Annotated in this window: 18 protein-coding genes; 10 read left to right on the forward strand and 8 right to left on the reverse strand. The window is 35.9% G+C overall.

From position 1 onward, the window contains the following. The first annotated feature begins 51 nt into the window (after positions 1–51). The gene (locus QWY91_RS15585) at positions 52–1,035 is read left to right on the forward strand and encodes a PorP/SprF family type IX secretion system membrane protein (RefSeq protein ID WP_290236428.1); all 984 of its coding nucleotides are present in this window, start codon (positions 52–54) and stop codon (positions 1,033–1,035) included. Here the strand turns inward: QWY91_RS15585 and murI are convergent. The 8 genes from murI to QWY91_RS15625 form a co-directional block, all read right to left on the reverse strand. Next, a complete protein-coding gene (gene murI, locus QWY91_RS15590; protein WP_290236429.1) occupies positions 1,032–1,823 on the reverse strand; it encodes a glutamate racemase in 792 nt (263 codons plus the stop codon). The two genes, QWY91_RS15585 and murI, sit on opposite strands and share 4 nt — an antisense overlap. 68 nt (positions 1,824–1,891) lie before the next feature. Further along, positions 1,892–2,404 carry an OmpH/Skp family outer membrane protein gene (locus QWY91_RS15595; protein ID WP_290236430.1) on the reverse strand — a complete coding sequence of 171 codons (513 nt, stop codon included), beginning with the start codon at positions 2,402–2,404 and terminating at the stop codon, positions 1,892–1,894. A gap of 34 nt (positions 2,405–2,438) precedes the next feature. Beyond that, complete coding sequence (locus QWY91_RS15600; RefSeq protein WP_290236431.1) at positions 2,439–3,251, reverse strand: OmpH/Skp family outer membrane protein; 813 nt, start codon at positions 3,249–3,251, stop codon at positions 2,439–2,441. Positions 3,252–3,280: 29 nt separating this feature from the next. After that, positions 3,281–5,917, reverse strand: coding sequence for an outer membrane protein assembly factor BamA (bamA, locus tag QWY91_RS15605; protein ID WP_290236432.1), 2,637 nt, complete (start codon positions 5,915–5,917; stop codon positions 3,281–3,283). Positions 5,918–5,924: 7 nt separating this feature from the next. After that, on the reverse strand, positions 5,925–6,665 hold the full coding sequence (gene uppS / locus QWY91_RS15610) for an undecaprenyl pyrophosphate synthase (protein ID WP_290236433.1): 741 nt from the start codon (positions 6,663–6,665) through the stop codon (positions 5,925–5,927). Between the two features lie 3 nt (positions 6,666–6,668). Continuing rightward, positions 6,669–7,370, reverse strand: a complete 702-nt coding sequence (porG, locus tag QWY91_RS15615; protein WP_290236434.1) for a type IX secretion system protein PorG — start codon at positions 7,368–7,370, stop codon at positions 6,669–6,671. 97 nt (positions 7,371–7,467) lie between these two features. Further along, positions 7,468–8,352 (reverse strand): NAD kinase, encoded by an 885-nt coding sequence (locus tag QWY91_RS15620; protein ID WP_290236435.1) that lies wholly within the window; start codon positions 8,350–8,352, stop codon positions 7,468–7,470. Between the two features lies 1 nt (position 8,353). Then, entirely contained in the window at positions 8,354–9,010 is a 657-nt protein-coding gene (locus tag QWY91_RS15625; protein WP_290236436.1) for a CBS domain-containing protein, read from the reverse strand. A gap of 196 nt (positions 9,011–9,206) precedes the next feature. Here QWY91_RS15625 and QWY91_RS15630 point away from each other — a divergent pair, with 196 nt between their 5' ends. The 9 genes from QWY91_RS15630 (at position 9,207) to aceE (ending at position 20,555) form a co-directional block, all read left to right on the forward strand. Continuing rightward, entirely contained in the window at positions 9,207–9,923 is a 717-nt protein-coding gene (locus QWY91_RS15630; protein ID WP_290237113.1) for a pyridoxine 5'-phosphate synthase, read from the forward strand. Between the two features lie 43 nt (positions 9,924–9,966). Then, on the forward strand, positions 9,967–10,731 hold the full coding sequence (locus QWY91_RS15635; protein WP_290236437.1) for an alpha/beta fold hydrolase: 765 nt from the start codon (positions 9,967–9,969) through the stop codon (positions 10,729–10,731). Between the two features lie 123 nt (positions 10,732–10,854). Continuing rightward, positions 10,855–12,105, forward strand: coding sequence for an OmpP1/FadL family transporter (locus tag QWY91_RS15640; RefSeq protein WP_290236438.1), 1,251 nt, complete (start codon positions 10,855–10,857; stop codon positions 12,103–12,105). Positions 12,106–12,119: 14 nt separating this feature from the next. Then, a complete protein-coding gene (locus QWY91_RS15645; RefSeq protein WP_290237114.1) occupies positions 12,120–13,721 on the forward strand; it encodes an SGNH/GDSL hydrolase family protein in 1,602 nt (533 codons plus the stop codon). An 85-nt stretch (positions 13,722–13,806) separates the two neighbouring features. Then, complete coding sequence (locus QWY91_RS15650; protein WP_270060137.1) at positions 13,807–14,148, forward strand: phage holin family protein; 342 nt, start codon at positions 13,807–13,809, stop codon at positions 14,146–14,148. Positions 14,149–14,235: 87 nt separating this feature from the next. Continuing rightward, positions 14,236–15,558, forward strand: coding sequence for a trigger factor (tig, locus tag QWY91_RS15655; protein ID WP_290236439.1), 1,323 nt, complete (start codon positions 14,236–14,238; stop codon positions 15,556–15,558). A 100-nt stretch (positions 15,559–15,658) separates the two neighbouring features. Further along, positions 15,659–16,333: an ATP-dependent Clp endopeptidase proteolytic subunit ClpP gene (gene clpP, locus QWY91_RS15660; protein WP_290236440.1), complete on the forward strand. Its 675-nt coding sequence runs from the start codon at positions 15,659–15,661 to the stop codon at positions 16,331–16,333. A 72-nt stretch (positions 16,334–16,405) separates the two neighbouring features. Continuing rightward, positions 16,406–17,638: an ATP-dependent Clp protease ATP-binding subunit ClpX gene (gene clpX, locus QWY91_RS15665; protein ID WP_290236441.1), complete on the forward strand. Its 1,233-nt coding sequence runs from the start codon at positions 16,406–16,408 to the stop codon at positions 17,636–17,638. Between the two features lie 253 nt (positions 17,639–17,891). Then, positions 17,892–20,555: a pyruvate dehydrogenase (acetyl-transferring), homodimeric type gene (gene aceE / locus QWY91_RS15670; RefSeq protein WP_290236442.1), complete on the forward strand. Its 2,664-nt coding sequence runs from the start codon at positions 17,892–17,894 to the stop codon at positions 20,553–20,555. Positions 20,556–20,557: the final 2 nt, after the last annotated feature.

A 20,557-nucleotide genomic window follows, 5' to 3' on the forward strand; every position in this document is an offset into this window, starting at 1 on the left:
TTGATAAAATTTTACTCTAATTCTATAGATTTTCAAAGCTTTTTGAGCATTTTGCTTTTAAGCTCCATCTCTGTTTTTGGCATTAAAAATGCGAGAGCACAGGAGGTTATACCTACATATTCAGATTACCTGACCGATAATCTATATTTACTCTACCCGTCTATGGCCGGGGCTTCCAATTACAATCAGATACGTTTAACAGCAAGGCAGCAGTGGTTTGACGTTCAAGATGCCCCGAACTTACAAACCTTAAGTGTTAATGGTAGAGTAGGTGATAAAGTCGGGTTAGGAGGTATCTTTTTTAGAGATGAAAATGGCTACTTTTCAAAACTGGGTGCCTATGGTACTTTCGCTTATCATCTTATGTTTTCCAGAGATAATGTTAATCTTAATCAATTATCATTTGGTATAAGTGCTGATATTATTCAGCATCGTTTAGATCAGTCACAGTTTACCGTTTTTGATCCTTTGATTGGAGGTAGTAATGCTACCGATTTTTTCGCCAATATGGATTTGGGGATGTCTTACTATTACATGGATTTTTACGCTCATATTGCTGCTAAAAATATAATTTCTGTAGAGCGTGATTTGTTTTACTCAGAGGAGCTGCCTAGCAATCAACGAAAATATATGGCTTCGGCTGGTTATGTTTTTGACTTTTATAGAGATGATTGGGGATTAGAACCTTCATTTTTATTTCAGCTGAGAGAGCAAAATTCTCAAAGTAGTATTGATGCCAATTTAAAAGCCTATAAAGACTTTGATTTTGGTCAGGGATGGATAGGTGCTTCTTATCGACACAGCTTCGACGCTTCAGAATATAACAGAGCTGGGGAAGAAGTAGAGCGCCAGAGTTTAAAATATATCACTCCTTTTTTAGGTGTTGAATACAAGCAGTTTATTTTTGGATATACTTTTAGTTACCAGTTAAACACTATGGTTTTAAGTAATAGTGGATTCCATCAACTTACATTGGGCTATAATTTTGGAAAGAATAGAGAGCGATATGATTGTCACTGTCCTGCGATAAACTAGAAGTTAATTCGCTTTACCTGAAATTGGTCTTTTACAGGATTAATTATTTTCTCCAATACAGCTGGGTTATTGTTACTGTAGAATACGCATTCTCCCTTTTGCTGAAAATTAGTATTTAGTTTGCCTAATTTGTCTAATATCGATTTTGTTTGTCGTGCTACTGCTTCACCAGAATCTATAATGGTTATAGCATTGCTGAAAAAAGCTCGTAACTTAGGAATAAGATAAGGATAGTGGCTGCAACCTAGCACTAGATAATCTAAAGGTTGTTCTTGCAACGGAATTAAAATTTGGCGCAGCAGACTTTTCATTTCTTCTGAATCGATCTTGCCAGCTTCAATAAGCTCTACCAGTCCATTTCCTTCAACTTCGATAACTTTTATTCCTTGTGTATATAACTCTGAAGTTTTTGTAAATAAATGGCTGCTAAGCGTTCCTTTGGTGGCCAGAATTCCTATTGTTTTTGTTTTAGATTTTAAAGCGGCAGGTTTTATGGCGGGTTCAATTCCTATAAACGGAACTTCAAACTCTTTTCTCAATTCTAATATGGCATTTGTAGTGGCAGTATTACAGGCTACCACAATTATCTTAGCGCCTAACTCTAAAAGTTTAATTGTATTCTTTCGGCTAAGCGATATAATCTCTTCGCGAGTTTTTATTCCGTAGGGAGCATTCGCGCTATCTGCGAGGTAAATGGTATCCTCGAAAGGTAGCAGTTCATGGATTTCTTTCCAGATAGAGGTGCCACCTACACCTGAATCGAATATGCCGATTTTATTGTTCACCATAGTCCCAAAAATAAAAACTGCGCAGATATCTGCGCAGTTTTTATAAAATTTTATGCTTTAGAGGCTAATTATATACCTAATTCGGTCTTAACAGCTGGCATTAAATCGAAACCATCTGCCATGATTACTCCTGCACCAGTTGTAGAGTCTAATACGTAATCATAACCTTTAGCTCTTGCTACTTTCTGAATAGCGCCACGAGCTTTTTCTAAGATTGGTCTTACAAGATCCTGTTGTTTTTTCTGAAGATCCTGAGAAGCCTTTTGGCTACGCTCTTGGATTCTTCTTTGCGCACCTTGCAATTCCATAGAACGTTTTTGATTTTCCTCTTCAGTTACAGTTTCTGCTTCAGCCTCGTAACGTTGTAATGTCTTTTGAGCTTCATTCATCATGTCTTTGATTTCAGCATCATAAGTGTTTCTCAACTTGTCAAGTTGCGTCATGGCGTTCTTATAATCTGGCATAGATTCGATAAGATCTTGTGTCGCAATGTGAGCGATTTTAGAATCCTGCGCGTTTACAAGTGTCGTAGCTCCTAATGTTAAGGCTAGGGCTATAAAAAGTGTTTTTAATTGTTTCATTTTAATTAATATTAAGTGTTAAAGTAATTATTTGTTAATTGATTGTATCCTTAATTCTGGCTTCAGCTTCTCTAGCTGCGTTTATACTATCTCTTCTTCGTTCTCTGTCTTCCAATATCTGTGCCCTTCTTTCTTCGAATTCGGCTTTTTTAGCGGCTCTTGTAGAATCACGTTTTCTTCTGCGTTCTTCGATATATAATTCTCTTTCAGTTTTAGCATTCTGAGATGCTTGTTCTCGTGCTTGAATTACTGAATCCTGAGCAACAGTTCTATTCTCGGCTTGTTCTAAATCTATACGATCCTGGCGACTTTCAATTTCTTCTCTATTAGCAGCACGTGTTATGATTCTTACTACCTGATCGCTCATGTCGTAATTTGATTTGGCATAAATCATACCAATATCTGAAGTGCGATCAAAAATAAAGTCAAAATTTCTTCTATCGGCTATTTCCTGAACCGCATTAAAAACCTGATCTTGTATAGGTTTGATTAGTTGGCGCTTTTGTAAAATATAATCACCGCCCGGGCCAAATCTTTTTTGCTGATACTCGGTTAATTGATCCTGAAGATACGTGATATCATCTTCTCTTTCTTCTAAAAGCTCTTTCGTTAATAAAGTTCTTTCGTTTTCAAGCTGAGTCTGTATTTCAGAAATCTCTCTTCTTTTCGTATCAATTTCGTTTTTCCAATCCTGAACACGATTATCAAGTTGATTTGATGCTTCTTGATATTCCGGAATATTCTCTAAAATATAATCCATGTCAATATAACCAATATTGAGTCCGCGTTGAGAAAAAGCTCCCAAGGGTAAGATTATGGTTAGTATGATAAGGATTATTTTTTTCATAATTGGTAGATAGAAAATATCATGCCATTTTAAAATTGTTGCCCAATGATGAAGTGAGTTTCCCATCCATTAGCTCCGCTATTAGGTTGTCCTGGCAACGCATCGAAACCATACCCAAAATCGATCCCTAATAATCCAAAAGCAGGCATAAATATTCTTAAACCGGCACCAGCAGATCTATTTAACTGAAAAGGATTAAAGTCTCTAAAGTTGTCGTAAGATGCACCACCTTCCAAGAAAGTTAATGCATAAATAGATGCAGAAGGTTTAAGCGTTATTGGGAAACGAAGTTCTAAAGAGTATTTGTTATAAATCGTAGCTCCATCATCATTCGATGCCTGGCTTAAAGATGTTCTATCTAAAGGGATTAGAGATTGATTAGGATAACCTCTAAGACGAATAGTTTCACGACCATCAAGGCTGTAAGAGCCAAGACCATCACCACCAAGATAGAATCTTTCGAAAGGTGGTACTCCACGATCCTGATTGTAAGCTCCTAGAAAACCATATTCTACATTTGTTCTTAGTACTAAGTTTTTGCTCTCCCCAAAATTAGCTAATGTAGTATACCAATCTCCTTTAAATTTTACTTTATAAAATTCTAACCACTTATATTTTTCCTGGTCAATTTTAGCCTGATCTCCAACGGCGTTTGCTTGAGTAACACGCCCACCATTTCTGTTAATTAGATTACCATCGTTGTCTTCTAATTGGAATTCTCTTTGGTTTTCTAAATCATCGTAATCGACACCATTCCATAAAGAATAAGGAGGAGTGAATTTGGCTGTTAAACTAAAAACTGATCCTGCAATAGGGAATATTGGATTATATCTGGTGTTATCTCTAGTAATACCAAAGGTGTAGGTTAAGTTATTAGAGAAACCATCACCGTAAGTAAATAAACCTGTGTTATAGTTATTAAGATCGTAACGTTGGAATCCTAGCGTATGTGAAACCTGAAGGTATGGATCTGGTTCTGTTAAACGCTTAGCAAAACCTACGCTAACTCCCAAAATGTCGAAACTACGGCTTTTATCAGCTCTTCTGGATTGATAGTCATACAAGAACTGTCTTGTGTAAGAGAAAGACGTTGATAACTGTACTGGCTTTTTACCTCCTAGCCAAGGCTCCATAAAAGAAAGACTATAGGTTTGGTAGTAGGTACTTGCTTGCGCTCTTAAAGACAATCTTTGACCATCTCCCATGGGTACCGGCGTGTAAGCTTCTTTATTGAAAATCTCTGAAATGGCGAAGTTATTAAAAGATAGTCCCAGCGTACCAATAAAGCCACCGCCACCGTAACCACCTTGTAGTTCGATTTGGCTGGCACCTGCTTCAACAACGTTGTATTCCAAAGATAATGTTCCACTTTGTGGATCTGGATCAATAAATTCAGGACTTAATTGTTCTGCATCGAAAAATCCTAAAGAACCTAATTCCCGAACGGTTGAAACAACGTCTTGTTGGTTATATTTTTGTCCCGGTTTTGTAAGTAGATTTCTATAGATTACGTGATCTTTTGTTTTGTTGTTTCCAACCACTCTAATTTCATCAAAATACGCTTCTTTACCTTCGTTGATACGTAATTCGAAGTCTATAGTGTCATTGTAAACACGTGTTTCAACTAAGTTGAAACTTGAGAATAAATAACCATTATTTCTATATATCGTTGAAATATTTGTGGCATTTGGATCCTGCGCTTCGATTCTTTCGTTAAGAAGAACGCCATTATAGGTGTCTCCTTTTTTGATGCCCATAGCACGATCTAAAAATTCATCTGTATAAACCGTATTTCCTATAAATGAAATGTCCCCAATAAAATATTTGTCTCCTTCTTCAACTTTAATATCTAACGCAATATTTTTATCATCAACTTTGATAAGGCTATCAGAAATAATTCTGGCATCACGGAAACCATTTTCTTTTAACTTATTAACCAGATTTTGTTTGTCTTCCTGATAATCGGCGCGATTAAATTTAGAGCGTTTCCAAAAACGATAAAAGCGTTTTTGTTTCGTGTTTTTCATTGCTCTTTTCAGTTTCGCATCAGAAATCTGATCGTTACCGATAATGTCAATATTTTTGATCTTTACTTTATCACCAGTATCTATATTTACAACCATATTTACCTGATTGGTACCGGTTGTATCTTGTACTTCTACAGTATTGATAGCTACTTTTGCATTAAAATAGCCATCTTTTTTATACTTGCTTTCAATATAGTTTTTGGTGTTGGTAATTAAGTTCTCAGTAACATTAACACCGGTTTTAAGCTTATTTTCATCGATAAGCTCTTCTTTATCTCTTTTCTTTTTGATTCCCTGAATTCTAACTTCAGAAAGTTTTGGAATATCTGTGATAACAAGCTCAAGATCGGCAACACCGTTATCTATGTTTGTGATGTAAAATTCAATATCACTAAACATATCAAGATCCCAAAGTTTTTTAATTACGTTACTTAAACGCTGTCCCGGGATGTAAAGTTCTTCACCTTTTTTAAGTCGTGTAAACGAGATCACGGTTTGCTCGTTGTATCGGGTAGATCCAGTTACCTTTATATCACCTAAAGTGTATTTTTTACCGTTTCCTATAGGGAGATCCTGCGCATTGGCAGCGATACTAAGAGTAAAACAAATTATTACGAATGCTACTATATTTTTCGTCATAAATGCACTAACTAAGTTGCTCACTTGTTTTTCCAAATCTTCGTTCTCTGTTTTGATAATTATAAATGGCTTCGTAAAGATTTTCTTTTCTAAAGTCTGGCCATAAAATACTTGTAAAATACAACTCGGCATAAGCCATTTGCCAAAGCAAAAAGTTGCTGATTCTTTGTTCGCCGCTAGTTCTAATCATAAGATCAACATCGGGCACATCTTTGGTATATAAATTTTCAGAGATTAAAGAATCATTGATCTCGTCTGGTTTTAACGTTCCATTTTGCACTTTATTGGCTAAAATTTTAAATGCAGAGGTTATTTCTTCTCTGGATCCATAGCTTAAAGCTAAAATTAACGTCATTTTAGAGTTGTCTTTGGTCTTATCGATAACATCTAAAAGTTCTCTTTTCGCCTTTTTTGGTAAGTTCTCAATATTACCAATGGCAGTTAACCTAATGTCATTATTTTGTAATGTTTTGATTTCTTTTTTTAACGAAGAAACCAAAATTTTCATTAAAGCATCAACTTCAAATTTAGGTCGATTCCAATTTTCTGTTGAAAATGCGTAAAGCGTTAGATATTTAACTCCGATTTCGGCACTTCCTTCAACCACATCTCTAACAGATTTTACACCTTCATTATGCCCAACAGCTCTTAAAAAGCCTTGTTTTTTGGCCCAACGACCGTTACCGTCCATAATAACGGCAATATGCGCAGGTAATTTTGTTAAATTGAGATTTTCTTTAAAATTCATTCTCTAAAAGCTCGAATAACAGGGTTTTCTCCCGAAGGTTATTGTAAATGTGATTCCGGTAAAAACATACCAATCATTTGTATTTTGATTTCCAAAGGTAAGAATAGGATCTGGTGTGTCTGTTAATTCCTCTGGATTACTTCCGTCTAAATTATCTGTAAACGTATATCGCGCTCCGATTTCGATTCCTCCGATTAGACGCTGAGTTATAGTTGTTTTGTAACCGATAACCATTGGGATCGCAAATTCCCAATTTGTCCCTTCATTAACGAGAGGAGCTCCTCTAGATCCATCTAAAATCACATGATCGGCACTAAAATAGGTGACTCCGGTATAAAGGTAAGGGCTGCTTTGTGGCGTTCCTTTATGAAGATCGAAATCCCAAAAATTAAATTCTAATCCTAAGGAAGCTTCAGTAATAGTATTGCTAAAAGAATAGCCTCTTTGTTCTCTTCGGGTATCATTACTGTCGGCATCGTCTGCTTCAATGTTTCCCATTATGACAGAAAATCTGAAAGAATGGCGAGGGCTTCGATTCCATTTAAGAATACCTCCAAAAGCAATATCACTGGGGTTGATGTAAGTAGATTTACCTACATCACCAATATAATTTGCGCCACCCAAAAAGGCACCGACCTCATAAGTCTGAGATTGCAAATGTACTGAAGTGATTACCATTAAAACTAAAGCTATTCGATACCGCATAGGTTCTTAAAAGTTTGCAAATATAACAATTATGTTTGCTCTGCAATAATTTGAGCTAATTAGTATTACATTAACAGCGTTTTAAAAGAAATATTGTCTAATTACGTTTGTCTTCTCCCCATAAAAGTTTCTTTCTTAATGTCTGGAGAAAACTATTGTCGTGGAGTTCTACAAGATTAATAGTATATGGCGCTTTTTTGATTATAATTTCAGTCTCATTAGGGAGACTTGCTAAGCGTGAATCCATAGATAGAAGATGAGAGTCTTCGCGTCCACTAACTTTTAATGTGATTTTGGTGTTGTCTTTTATAATAAGCGGCCTTGCATTTAAATTGTGCGGCGCAATTGGTGTAATTACAATAGAATCTGCATCTGGCGTAATAACCGGCCCGCCACAACTAAGAGAATATCCTGTAGATCCTGTAGGTGTAGCAATAATTAATCCATCAGCCCAGTAAGAGGTTAGATATTGATCGTTTAGCCAGGTGTCTACGGTAATCATTGATGTCGTATTTTTTCTACTAACCGCTATTTCGTTTAGGGCTACGTTTTCAAAAATTTCATCATCAAATTCTGGATTTGTTTCAACTTGTAATACCGCTCTAGGAGAAATACTAAAATCTTTTCTTAGAATAGCGTGTATTGTTTCGCCTATTTGCTCTTTCTGAATGGTAGATAGAAAACCTAAGCGCCCGGTGTTTATACCAACGATTGGAATATCCAGATTCTTAATATAATTCACCGATTTTAATATGGTGCCATCACCACCGATAGTGAAAAAAAGATCAAAACTGTCATCTAAAACATCGAAAGTTTCATAGTCACTATATTCCCCGGTAACGCTTTGATTTTTATTGATAAGTTCTAAAAAATAGCTTTCAATGATAACTTCAACTTTTTGTTCTTGTAAAAGCTCTAGAAGCTGATTGATATAAGTGCCGGCGTTTTCGTGATAAAACTGGCCGTAAATGCCTATTTTCATATTAAATGTTTAGGTATTTGTCCAGGTATTTAGAACGGTCTCGAAGATTTTTATTGAAAGAATCTTCCTGATGCTGCGAGATAATGCTGTAGCCATATCTTCTTAATGACTGTATCACTTCAGTAATCCCGGTAGGATTAATTTTAATGGTGATTTGGGCAAGATCATTTTCAATCTTTGAAACAAATAAACCTAGTAAATGTACATTGCTTGATTCTATAATCTGGCTTATTTCACTTAAAGAATAATCTTTAAATCCTTTTTCTACTACAATAATATTTCCTGCTTCATTTAAAAAGGGAGTTTCATTAAAAATTCCCATAATTTCATTTAATTCCACATAGCCCAAATATTCATTTTCGTTATCTAAGACAGGTAATATATTAGAATTGTTCTGCGCAAAAGTTTCTAGGATATCTAACCAGTAATCGGTATTTCTAACAAAAAAACCTTCGAGCGCATATTGATAATCTTCGATAGATTTTTCAGCATCAAAACAACGAATATCATTTTCAGAAATGCATCCCATATAGATCCCGTTGTTCTCTACTGGCAAGTGAGAATAGGTAAGTTGATTAAAATCATTTTGTACCTCGCCAATTTTATCTGTAAAATGACGAATTGAAACATCATTTAAAATATATTCTTCCATATTCATATCCCACGTCCTTTAGCGCAAATTAATTAAAATAAAATTCATTAAGCCATACCCAACTTTGTATTTTTGTTAAAACAAAAAGTTTTAAGATAAGCTTTAGAATATGTAGTCGAGTAGTAATTTATAATTGCAAAAGGCTCTAAGTTTTAATTAAAACTATAAAATGAAGCCTTTAATTAAGGAGAAAACTATAGTTATGACGAAGTTAAGCGTTAATATCAATAAGATTGCCACATTAAGAAATGCAAGGGGAGGAGATATACCTAATGTAGTGAAATGTGCTTTGGATATAGAGAAATTTGGAGCAGAGGGGATTACGGTGCATCCTCGCCCAGACGAAAGACATATTCGATATCAAGATGCGAAAGATCTGAAACCGGTTTTAAAAACGGAATTCAATATTGAAGGAAATCCAGTTACAAAATTCGTGAATCTCGTTTTAGAAATTAAACCAGCGCAGGTTACGCTAGTGCCAGATGCTGAAGATGCAATCACCAGTAATGCCGGTTGGGATACTATTCGCTATAAAGAATATCTGCAAGAGGTAATTTCAGAATTTAAAAAATATGGGATTCGTACTTCGATTTTTGTTGATCCAGATGAAAAAATGATTCAGGGAGCTGCGGAAACAGGAACAGATCGCATAGAACTTTATACCGAAAGTTTTGCTGAAAAATTTGCAGCAGGAAAGAAAGAAGAAGCTGTAGCGCCTTATGCTAAATGTGCCAAAATTGCACATGATTTAGGATTGGGTATAAATGCGGGTCACGATTTATCGCTAGATAATATAGAATTCTTTAAAAATGAAGTGAATTTTGTTGATGAAGTGTCTATTGGTCACGCCCTAATTGCAGAAGCGCTTTACTTAGGTTTGGAAGAGACTATCGCAAGATATTTAAAGAAATTACAGTAAATTAAAATTGGTCGATTTTGGCTAAGATTTTAAAAGATTTAAAATGAAATTACATACTAATATTTTAGGAAAAGGAAAGCCATTTATCATTTTACACGGATTTTTGGGAATGGGCGATAATTGGAAAACCTTAGGTAAGATGTTTTCTGAAGAAGAATACGAAGTTCATTTAGTAGATCAACGAAATCACGGTAAAAGTCCGCATAGTGATGATTTTTCTTATGAATTATTAGTAGAAGATTTAAAAGAATATATTGAAGAGCATAAGTTAGAGAAGGTGGTGCTTTTGGGGCATTCTATGGGTGGTAAAACAGCGATGCTTTTCGCAGCAACCTATCCTGAATTGCTAGAGAAACTAATAATCGTAGATATTGCTCCTAAATATTACGAACCTCATCATCAGGAAATTTTAGCAGGATTAACGCTGTTAGAAGATGTCGATCTCTCTTCTCGCCAAGAAGCCTCTAAAATAATTTCTGAATACGTTCCCGATAGACCAACACAGCTTTTTCTTCTGAAGAATTTAGATCGCGAGGGTAAAGGGAACTATGTATTAAAAGTAAACCTTAAAACACTAAAGGAGAAGATTGAAAATATTGGAGCAGGTTTAGAAAAGGATAAAGTTTATAAAGGGGAAACGCTTTTTATAAAAGGAGAAAAATCTAATTACATAAGATTACCTGAAGATGAACAACTTCTTCACAATCATTTTCCTGAAGCTAAAATTGAAACAATTAGTAATGCGGGACATTGGGTTCATGCAGAAAATCAAGAAGACTTCTATAGCGCTATAATGCGATTTATCTAAAAACCACCTATAAATATTATGCATACATAATATTTTTACCTATTTTGTTGTGGGATTTGTAATTTGTGCTAAATTTGAGCATAAGGTTCTCAAACCTGATAAAACTTAATTCTACAATAAATTATGAAGAAACTAGTATTTCTAACCCTTTTTGGGTTGGCAGCTGCAATGACATATGCAGGTGGGTACAGAGTAGGACTTCAGGGGCAGCGAAGGCTGGCAATGGGTCATACTGGTGTAGCTGTGGTTGATAATGCAGAACTGGCCTTTTTTAACCCGGCGGGTTTAGTGTATTTAGAGGATAATATAAATGTTGCTTTTGGAGCAAGCGCCGTATTCTCTGATGTGGTTTGGCAGAATGATGAATTTGGACAGATGTCCCGAACAGATAGTTCTATCGGAACTCCCTTTTATGCCTACATTTCTTATCGAGCTACAGATTGGTTAACATTAGGGTTAGCAGCATATACACCTTATGGTAGTTCTGTAGAATGGCCAACCGATTGGTCTGGTTCACACCTCGTAAATGATATCGATCTTCAGGCAATTTATGTTCAGGCGTTAGCTTCAGTAAAAATTTCTGAAAAATTTAGTGTTGGTGGTGGTCCTATCTATGTAAATGGGTCGGTTAACTTCAATAGAAACTTAAACAGAACCCTTAGCGATATCGATGGAAATCGGGCAAATGTAACCGTAGATGCTTCAGGAGTGCATGCTTGGGGATGGTCTTTAGGGGCAATGTATAATCCTACCGATAAACTGAGAATAGGAGCAAACTATCGTTCAGAAATTATTGTGGAAGCAGAAGAAGGTGATGCGGATTTTAGTAATATTCCTAATTCACCACTTGCTCCTTTTAATGATACTAGATTTGATGCATCGCTGCCTTTACCAGCAGAGTTATCAATTGGTGCATCTTACGAGCTTACAGAGCAATGGTTATTGGCTTTTGATTATAACCGTGCTTTTTGGGATGTTTATCAGTCTTTAGATATAGATTTTGAGGATCCAACTATTCCAGATTCAGAAAATCCAAGAAATTATAAAGATGCGAATACCTATAGATTCGGAGTTCAATATATAGCTAACGACATGTTTACGCTTAGAGCGGGATATTATTTTGATGAATCTCCCGTGCAATCAGGATATTTTGCGCCAGAAACTCCAAGAAATGATGCGCATGGATTTACTGCAGGACTTTCAGTAAATATTACTGATAAACTTTCCATAGATGCTTCATTCCTTTATAATAGGTTTAAAGAGGTAGATGAATCTTATAATTATTATATGGAAAACGGAGAAAATGTACCTTTTGAAGGGACTTACAAAACTGTGGCGTTTGTTCCTGGTCTTGGGGTAACTTTCAAAATTTAAACTTACAGGAAATGATGAAAAACTATAAATTTTTAGCAGTTGGTTTATTGGCTTTGGGAATAGTTTCTTGTGAGCCAGATTTAGATAATCCAATAGATGAAGAAGGAGGTCTGTATAATAATGGAGAAGCAGATTTCTCTAATTATGTTGCTCTTGGAAATTCGTTAACCGCAGGTTATGCAGATAACGCACTTTATATTACAGGGCAAAGAAATTCGTATCCAAATATTTTAGCGGGACAGTTCGCTTTAACGCAGGAAACGCAAGAGTTTACAATTCCTTATATGAATGATAATGCCGGCGGACTTTTACTATCTGGCGAACCATTGCAGGGATTTAATAATCGGTTAGTGCTAGCCGTTGATGAAAATGGGGAGCGTGCTCCTTCAGTTTATACCGGAATGTCGCCTACAACAGATATATCAAATGTTTTAGAAGGACCTTTTAGTAATATGGGAGTGCCGGGTGCTAAATCTTATCATTTGGGTGTGAATGGTTATGGTAATATAGCAGGAGTACAGGCTGGTCTTGCAAATCCTTATTTTGTAAGATTCGCGTCTTCACCTCAGACAAGTATCATGGCCGATGCAATGGCTCAAAATCCAACATTTTTCTCACTTTGGATAGGAAATAATGATGTTTTAGGTTATGCAAGTTCAGGAGGGATAGGAGTAAACCAGGCAGGTAATTTTAACCCTGCAACTTATGGATCTAATGATATTACAGATCCTATGGTGTTTGCTCAGGTATATTCAGATTTAGTGCAAACTTTAATCTCTGGTGGAGCCAACGGTGTCCTTATTAATATTCCAGACGTGACTGATGTAGCATTTTTTAATACCGTTCCGTTTAATGCACTCAATCCCGCAACCAACGACAATTTTGCAGCTCAAATTCCTACTTTAAATGCTACTTTTTCACAGTTAAATCAGGTTTTTGCCGCCTTACAAGCTTCTGATAGAAGTATTCAGTATTCTGAAACAGCGGCTTCACCAGTATTGATTTTTGATGAATCATTAACAAATCTTTCAGCGCAAATTACTCAGGTTCTAACGCAATCTGGATTCGATGCGTCTATGGCTGCACTATATGGTCAGCAGTTTGGGCAGGTTCGTCAGGCTAATTCCGAAGATTTATTCACCCTTACTTCTTCAAGAGTAATTGGGCAGCTTAATGAAACACGTTTCGCTCAGCTAGTTCAGGCAGGAGTGCCGCAAGAAATGGCAGGGCAACTCGCAATAAATGGGATTACCTATCCGCTAGGTGATGAGTATGTATTAATACCAAGCGAACAGACCGAAATTTTAGAAGCTACCAATGCTTTTAATACTTCCATAGAAAGTATTGCGACAACCAATAATCTTGCTTTTGTCGATGCTAACGCTATGCTTAGCCAGGTGGCTAATGGAGGTATTGCTTTTGATGGAGGCTCAGTTAATTCTACTTTTGGTACTGGTGGTGCATTTTCTTTGGATGGTGTTCACTTAACACCAAGAGGATATGCGGTAATGGCAAACGAGATTATCGATCAAATAAATGCAACTTATGGTTCTACGGTTCCTAAAGTAAATGTTGGTCAATACAACACCATAACGCCTAGTAATGATGTGCAGTAATGATAAACTTATATTAAAATAAAGAAAGTCGGCAATTAGCCGGCTTTTTTTTTCGCAATTTTGAGGTATTCAAACCAAATAAAATATGAGACTTTTACTAAAACTTCTTTTATCGGCCCTTGTAGTGGTTGGTCTTGCTAAGATTTTACCCGGCGTAAGTGTAAGTAGTTATCTAACAGCTTTTATAGTAGCTGTAGTACTTGCGGTCTTAAACCTGATCTTAAAACCAATATTGGTCGTTCTTACCTTACCGGTAACAATTTTAACCTTTGGATTATTCCTATTAATTATAAATGCCATAATTATATTTCTTGCAGATAGCTTTATAGGAGGATTCAGCGTAGATGGTTGGTTTATGGCGATTATTTTTAGTCTGCTTTTTTCTTTGTTTCAGTCGATATTGTATTCACTTCTCGATAAGGATTAGAAGCTTGCTGAAATTCAATAATTTGAAACTTTGCAGGCTTATGAAAAAAGCTTAATTTTGCACACCAATTTTTATAATAAGTCAAGAATGAATATTACCAGAGAGAATATTGATAAATTGAATGCGGTAGTTAAAGTAGATATCGCAAAAGACGACTATGCTCCTAAAGTAGAGAAAATCCTTAAGGATTACCGTAAAAACGCCAATATTCCTGGCTTTAGAAAAGGTCATGTTCCTATGGGAATGGTGAAAAAGCAATACGGGCAGGCTGTTTTAGTAGATGAGGTAAATAAATTACTACAGGAGAATCTTAATAAATATCTTACTGAAGAAAAATTAGATGTTCTTGGAAATCCTATTCCAAAAGAGCAAGAAGACTTCGACTGGAATAAAGATGAGTATACTTTTGAATTTGAAATAGGTCTTGCACCAGAGTTTGAAGTTGATCTTGACTTAGAAAAACCGGTAGCTAAATATAATATCGTAGCAGATGATAAGATGATCGATAGCCAAATCGAATCTATCCAGAAGCAATACGGTAAATTAATTTCTAAGGAAGAAGTTGAAGAAGGAGATATCGTAGCCGGTACTTTCAAAAATGAAGAAGAAGGCATCGAGAACGAAACTTCTATTGAGTTAGAAAAAATTAAAGGAAAGAGAAATCTTAATAAATTTGTTGGCGCTAAAGCTGGTGATGTTATTACATTGAAGACAAAAAGTCTTTTTGAAGATGATCACGACTTGCAACAACAGTTAAAGGTTGAGCACGATAAAGCGCACGATCTTGATATCGAAGTAGAATTTACTATTTCTGAAGTTAACAAAAGAGAGCTTGCAGATTTAGATCAGGAATTATTTGACAAACTTTTTGGAGAAGGGAAAGTAACTTCAGTTACCGAGCTTAAAGAAAAGATCAAAGAAGATGCAGAGAAGCAATTTACTCAGCAAAGTGATCAACAATTAATGAATGATGTTACTGAAGCATTAATTGAAAAAACAGACTTCGAACTTCCTAAAGAATTTCTTCAAAAATGGATTAGAACTGTTGGTGAAAAGCCATTAACTGAAGAAGAAGCGGTTGAAGAATACGAAAAAAGCGAAAAAGGTTTACGTTACCAGTTAATCGAAGGGAAAATCGTTAAAGAGCACGATATTCAGGTAGATTTCGAAGCACTTAAAGCTTTCGCTAAAGAGAAAATAAAAGAACAAATGGCTCAATTTGGTCAGATGGATCCTGCAGATAAAGAATTAGACGATATCGCAGCAAGAATCCTTTCTAATCAGGACGAAGTTAAGCGTCTTTCTGAGCAATTAGTAAACGAAAAGCTGTTAAATTTCTACAAAGAGAATATGAAATTTGACGAAAAGGAAGTTACTTACGATGATTTTGTGAAAGAGATCTATAACTAAGCCTTTTTTATAATTTATACCTATCTTTAAGGCGTTATCCATATGGTATAACGCCTTTTTTGGCTTTATGGGTAGCATGTGTAATTAAAAAGAAAAATTGATGGATTACGGAAAAGAATTCGAAAAATACGCAACCCAGCATCACGGGATAAATAGCAATTATTATAACAAAATAGTAAGCAGTATGACCCCAATGGGGATGACGCCTAACATTATTGAAGAGCGCCAAATGAATGCTGTAGCGATGGATGTATTTTCACGATTAATGATGGACAGGATCATATTTATGGGAACTGGCATCAACGATCAAGTAGCTAATATTATCCAGGCGCAATTATTATTTTTAGAAAGTACAGATTCTTCAAAAGATATTCAAATTTATATAAACTCTCCTGGTGGTAGTGTATACGCTGGTTTAGGTATTTATGATACGATGCAGTTTATAAAGCCAGATGTTGCTACAATTTGTACTGGTATGGCAGCTTCTATGGGAGCAGTATTACTTTGTGCAGGTACTGAAGGAAAGCGTAGTGGATTACCACATTCTAGAGTGATGATTCACCAACCTCTTGGTGGAGCTCAGGGACAAGCTAGCGATATCGAAATTACAGCAAGAGAGATTATTACTTTAAAAGAAGAATTATACAAAATTATCTCTAAACATTCTGGGCAGTCTTACGAGAAAGTACACGAAGATAGTGATCGTGATTACTGGATGAAAGCTGATAAGGCCAAAGAATACGGGATGATCGATGAAATTCTTACAAGAGACTAAGAAGTAATACGAACGAATTTTAGAGAAGAGTTTTAGAATCGGTTTCTAAAACTGAACAGGAAATTAAATAAGATGGCGAAAGAAGAATTAGAATGTTCCTTTTGTGGAAGAAAAAAGCCGGAAACCAATCTATTGATTGCCGGCTTGGATGCTCACATCTGTGATCGATGTATAGAGCAGGCGCATGGTATTGTGCTTGAAGAATCCAAACAAGGGGAAGCAAACGAGTTATCTTCAGAATTAATGCTAAGTAAGCCTAAATCTATTAAGGCTTTTTTAGATGAATATATAATTGGTCAGGAAGCGACCAAAAAGGTAATGTCTGTTGCCGTTTACAACCATTATAAACGATTATTACAACCGGATAGCGATGATGATATCGAAATCCAGAAAAGTAATATTGTAATGGTAGGAGAAACTGGTACCGGTAAAACCCTTATGGCAAAAACGATCGCTAAAATGCTTAATGTGCCTTTAGCAATTGTAGATGCAACGGTATTAACCGAAGCTGGATATGTAGGAGAAGATGTTGAAGGAATTCTTACTCGTTTACTACAGGCAGCCGATTATAATTTGGAAAAAGCACAACGAGGAATTGTTTTTATTGACGAAATTGATAAGATTGCTCGTAAAAGCGATAATCCTTCAATCACGAGAGATGTTTCTGGAGAAGGTGTTCAGCAGGCTTTACTAAAACTTCTGGAAGGAACCACAGTAAATGTTCCGCCAAAAGGAGGAAGAAAGCATCCAGATCAAAAATTTATCGAAGTAGATACAGAGAATATCTTGTTTATCGCCGGTGGAGCTTTTGATGGTATCGAGAAAAATATCAGCAAGCGTTTAAATATGCAAGCTGTAGGATTTAGTGCTTCTAAGAGCGATGATAATATTGAAAGAACCAATCTTTTAAAATATATCATCCCTAAAGATTTGAAAGATTTCGGACTTATTCCTGAGATTATTGGTCGTTTACCGGCACTTACGTATATGAATCCATTGGATAAAGATACGCTTAGATCAATCTTAACCGAGCCTAAAAATGCGATTATCAAACAGTACACAAAATTGTTTGAAATGGATGAAATCGAATTCAGTGTAACCGATGAAGCTTTAGATTATATCGTAGAAAAAGCGGTAGAATATAAACTTGGTGCACGTGGATTGCGTTCGCTTTGTGAAGCAATTTTAACCGATGCGATGTTTGACCTTCCTGAAAGTGATATTCATGAGTTTGAATTAACCAAGAAATACGCTGACGAAAAATTAAATAAATCAACTATAAATGCATTAAAAGCAGCTTCATAGTTGAAACTTAATATTAGTTGAAAAGCCTCATGAATTCTATAATTTATGAGGCTTTTTTATTTTGATCTGTTACTCGCTTTTCTGAAAAAAACTATACAAAAGTTCTCTTAGAAAACAAGAATATTCAACTTTTATTTTTTTGAAAGTTTTAGCATTGCACTATAATCTTCTGTTAATCATTTTAACTCAGCCTTATTAATTGGTAATTTCATAAGAAGAGAAACTCTTTTCACCAATCAATAAATTGCAAAGCATGGCTAAGGAAAATGAAAGTAATACCGAGATTGAAAATCAGGAATGGCTGGATTCGCTCAAATGGGTATTGCAAAATGAATCGAAAGAACGAGTTGAAGAAATCCTAAAATTACTTCAGGCTGAAGCACAAAGAAACGGTGTGAAGCAAGACTTTCCCCTTACCACTTCTTATATAAATACTATAAGCCCGGAAGATGAAGAAAATTATCCGGGAGATATCGAAATTGAAGAAAAAATCTTAGGATATATTCGCTGGAATGCCATGGCCATGGTGGTGAGAGCAAATAATGAAAGTAAAGGTATAGGTGGTCACGTGTCTACATATTCTTCTATCGCACACATGTGGGAAGTTGGTTTTAACCACTTCTATAAATTGGATCGCAAAGCTGGTTCAGATATGGTCTACTTTCAAGGACACGCATCACCTGGTGTTTATTCTCGAGCTTTTTTAGAAGGTAGATTAACTGAAGAGCATTTAGAGAACTTCCGTAGAGAAATAAAATCAGATAAAGGTCTTACTTCTTATCCGCATCCTCATTTAATGCCAGAATTTTGGAATTTCCCAACCGTTTCTATGGGATTGGGGCCAATCAATGCAATTTATCAGGCACGCTTTAATAAATATCTAGAGAAGCGTGGTTTAATAGAAGAGAACGATCAGCAAATTTGGGCATATTTAGGCGATGGAGAGATGGACGAGCCGGAAGCTCGTGGTGCTATTAACATCGCTTCTCGTGATAATTTGGATAATTTAACCTTTGTGGTAGATTGTAATCTTCAACGTTTGGATGGTCCGGTACGAGGAAACGGAAAAATCGTTCAGGAGTTGGAAGGTTTATTTCGTGGAGCAGGATGGAACGTGATTAAACTGCTTTGGGGGAAAGATTGGGATCCTGTTTTCGAAAAAGATACTGAGGGTAAACTGATTAGCTTATTAGATGAATTGCCAGACGGACAACTTCAAAAATATGCATTTTCTGAAGGAGATTTTATTCGTGAAGATCTCTTCGGAAAAGATAAAAACTTAGCTGAAATCGTAAAAGATCTTTCTGATGATGAGTTGAAGCGTTTAAAACGTGGAGGGCACGATCAACAGAAAATTTATAATGCGTATAAAAAAGCAACCGAACATAAAGGGCAGCCTACTATTATTTTGGCACAAACCATTAAAGGTTACGGTCAGGGTAAAGCTGGAGAAGCCAGTAATGTTTCCCATAAAACAAAAAGCTTTAAGGAAGATGAATTAAAATCGTTTAGAGATTTCTTCAATCTGCCAATTTCAGATAAGGAGATTAAAGATATTCCGTTTTTAAAACCTGAAGAAGATAGCGAGGAAATTAAATATCTTCAGAAAAAGCGTAAAGATTTAGGCGGTTTTATGCCGCAACGCAAAGATGAAAGCGAAGCGATAAAAGCGCCCGATAAAAAAGTATTTAAAAGTTTTCTGGAAGGTTCAGGAGACGATGAGGCAGCAACAACCATGGTAATGGTGCAAACGTTAAGCCGATTATTTAAAGATAAAGAATTAGGTAAATATATCGTTCCTATTATTCCAGATGAATCCAGAACTTTTGGAATGGAATCCTTATTCAGGCAAGTTGGTATTTATGCGCCCGGCGGTCAGGTCTATGAGCCGGTAGATAAAGAAAGTTTGCTGTTTTATAATGAATCTGAACAAGGTGCTATTATGGAAGAGGGAATTACTGAAGCAGGTTGCATGGCAGAGTTCATTGCTGCTGGTACCGCTTATCTTAATCAGGGTATTCCTATGATTCCTTTTTACTTCTTTTATTCCATGTTTGGTTTTCAAAGAACCGGGGATTTAATTTGGGCAGCAGCAGATGCCGGTGCAAAAGGATTTTTAATTGGAGGTATTTCAGGAAGAACAAGTCTGCCGGGTGAAGGTTTACAACACCAGGACGGGAACAGTCATTTATTTGCCTATGCTTTTCCGACGGTAAAAGCTTACGATCCTGCTTTTGCTTACGAGCTGGCAACGATTGTGAAAGCCGGAATACAGGAAATGTATATCGATAAAAAAACATTTCAGTATTATATCACACTTGGAAATGCGACCTACAAAATGCCTAAAATGCCGAAAGATAGTGAAGAAGGTATTTTGAAAGGTATGTATAAATTTCAGAAAACAAGAAAACGCAAAACCGATAAAAAAGCGCATCTTTTTGGTAGCGGATCTATAATGGCTGAAGTGTTGGAAGCCGCCGAAATTTTAGAAAAAGAATATGATGTTGCGGTAGATATTTGGAGCATCACCAGTTACAAAACACTTTATGATAATGCGATAGATGTTGAACGTGATAATCGTTTAAAAACACAGCTTAATAAAGAGAAAAATTATATTCAGGATTGTCTGGAAGAAGAAAAAGGTGTTTTTGTGGCAGCTTCAGATTATGTAAAAGCATTGCCAGAATCTATTGCTAAATGGTTCCCTGCACATCTTGCTGCTTTAGGAACCGATGGTTTTGGGCGTAGTGATGCAAGACCAGAACTACGTAATTTCTTCGAAGTAAACGCTGCACATATTGTATTTACTACGCTTTACGAATTAGCAAACGAAGGAAAAATTAAAGCCAAGCAGTTAAAAGATGCCGCTAAGAAATTTGACATCGATGCTAAAAAACCGAATCCAAGAACATCCTAATC

The organism is Zunongwangia endophytica (genome assembly GCF_030409505.1).
Lineage (GTDB): Bacteria > Bacteroidota > Bacteroidia > Flavobacteriales > Flavobacteriaceae > Zunongwangia > Zunongwangia endophytica.

Excerpts from the sequence above, each read along its gene's own strand:
- QWY91_RS15640 (WP_290236438.1), top strand. The coding sequence starts at position 10,855 with ATGAAGAAACTAGTATTTCTAACCCTTTTTGGGTTGGCAGCTGCAATG.
- clpX (WP_290236441.1), top strand. The coding sequence starts at position 16,406 with ATGGCGAAAGAAGAATTAGAATGTTCCTTTTGTGGAAGAAAAAAGCCG.
- murI (WP_290236429.1), bottom strand. The coding sequence starts at position 1,823 with ATGGTGAACAATAAAATCGGCATATTCGATTCAGGTGTAGGTGGCACC.
- QWY91_RS15595 (WP_290236430.1), bottom strand. The coding sequence starts at position 2,404 with ATGAAACAATTAAAAACACTTTTTATAGCCCTAGCCTTAACATTAGGA.
- bamA (WP_290236432.1), bottom strand. The coding sequence starts at position 5,917 with ATGACGAAAAATATAGTAGCATTCGTAATAATTTGTTTTACTCTTAGT.
- QWY91_RS15650 (WP_270060137.1), top strand. The coding sequence starts at position 13,807 with ATGAGACTTTTACTAAAACTTCTTTTATCGGCCCTTGTAGTGGTTGGT.
- QWY91_RS15625 (WP_290236436.1), bottom strand. The coding sequence starts at position 9,010 with ATGAATATGGAAGAATATATTTTAAATGATGTTTCAATTCGTCATTTT.
- QWY91_RS15630 (WP_290237113.1), top strand. The coding sequence starts at position 9,207 with ATGACGAAGTTAAGCGTTAATATCAATAAGATTGCCACATTAAGAAAT.
- tig (WP_290236439.1), top strand. The coding sequence starts at position 14,236 with ATGAATATTACCAGAGAGAATATTGATAAATTGAATGCGGTAGTTAAA.
- QWY91_RS15600 (WP_290236431.1), bottom strand. The coding sequence starts at position 3,251 with ATGAAAAAAATAATCCTTATCATACTAACCATAATCTTACCCTTGGGA.
- aceE (WP_290236442.1), top strand. The coding sequence starts at position 17,892 with ATGGCTAAGGAAAATGAAAGTAATACCGAGATTGAAAATCAGGAATGG.
- uppS (WP_290236433.1), bottom strand. The coding sequence starts at position 6,665 with ATGAATTTTAAAGAAAATCTCAATTTAACAAAATTACCTGCGCATATT.
- porG (WP_290236434.1), bottom strand. The coding sequence starts at position 7,370 with ATGCGGTATCGAATAGCTTTAGTTTTAATGGTAATCACTTCAGTACAT.
- QWY91_RS15645 (WP_290237114.1), top strand. The coding sequence starts at position 12,120 with ATGAAAAACTATAAATTTTTAGCAGTTGGTTTATTGGCTTTGGGAATA.
- QWY91_RS15635 (WP_290236437.1), top strand. The coding sequence starts at position 9,967 with ATGAAATTACATACTAATATTTTAGGAAAAGGAAAGCCATTTATCATT.
- clpP (WP_290236440.1), top strand. The coding sequence starts at position 15,659 with ATGGATTACGGAAAAGAATTCGAAAAATACGCAACCCAGCATCACGGG.
- QWY91_RS15620 (WP_290236435.1), bottom strand. The coding sequence starts at position 8,352 with ATGAAAATAGGCATTTACGGCCAGTTTTATCACGAAAACGCCGGCACT.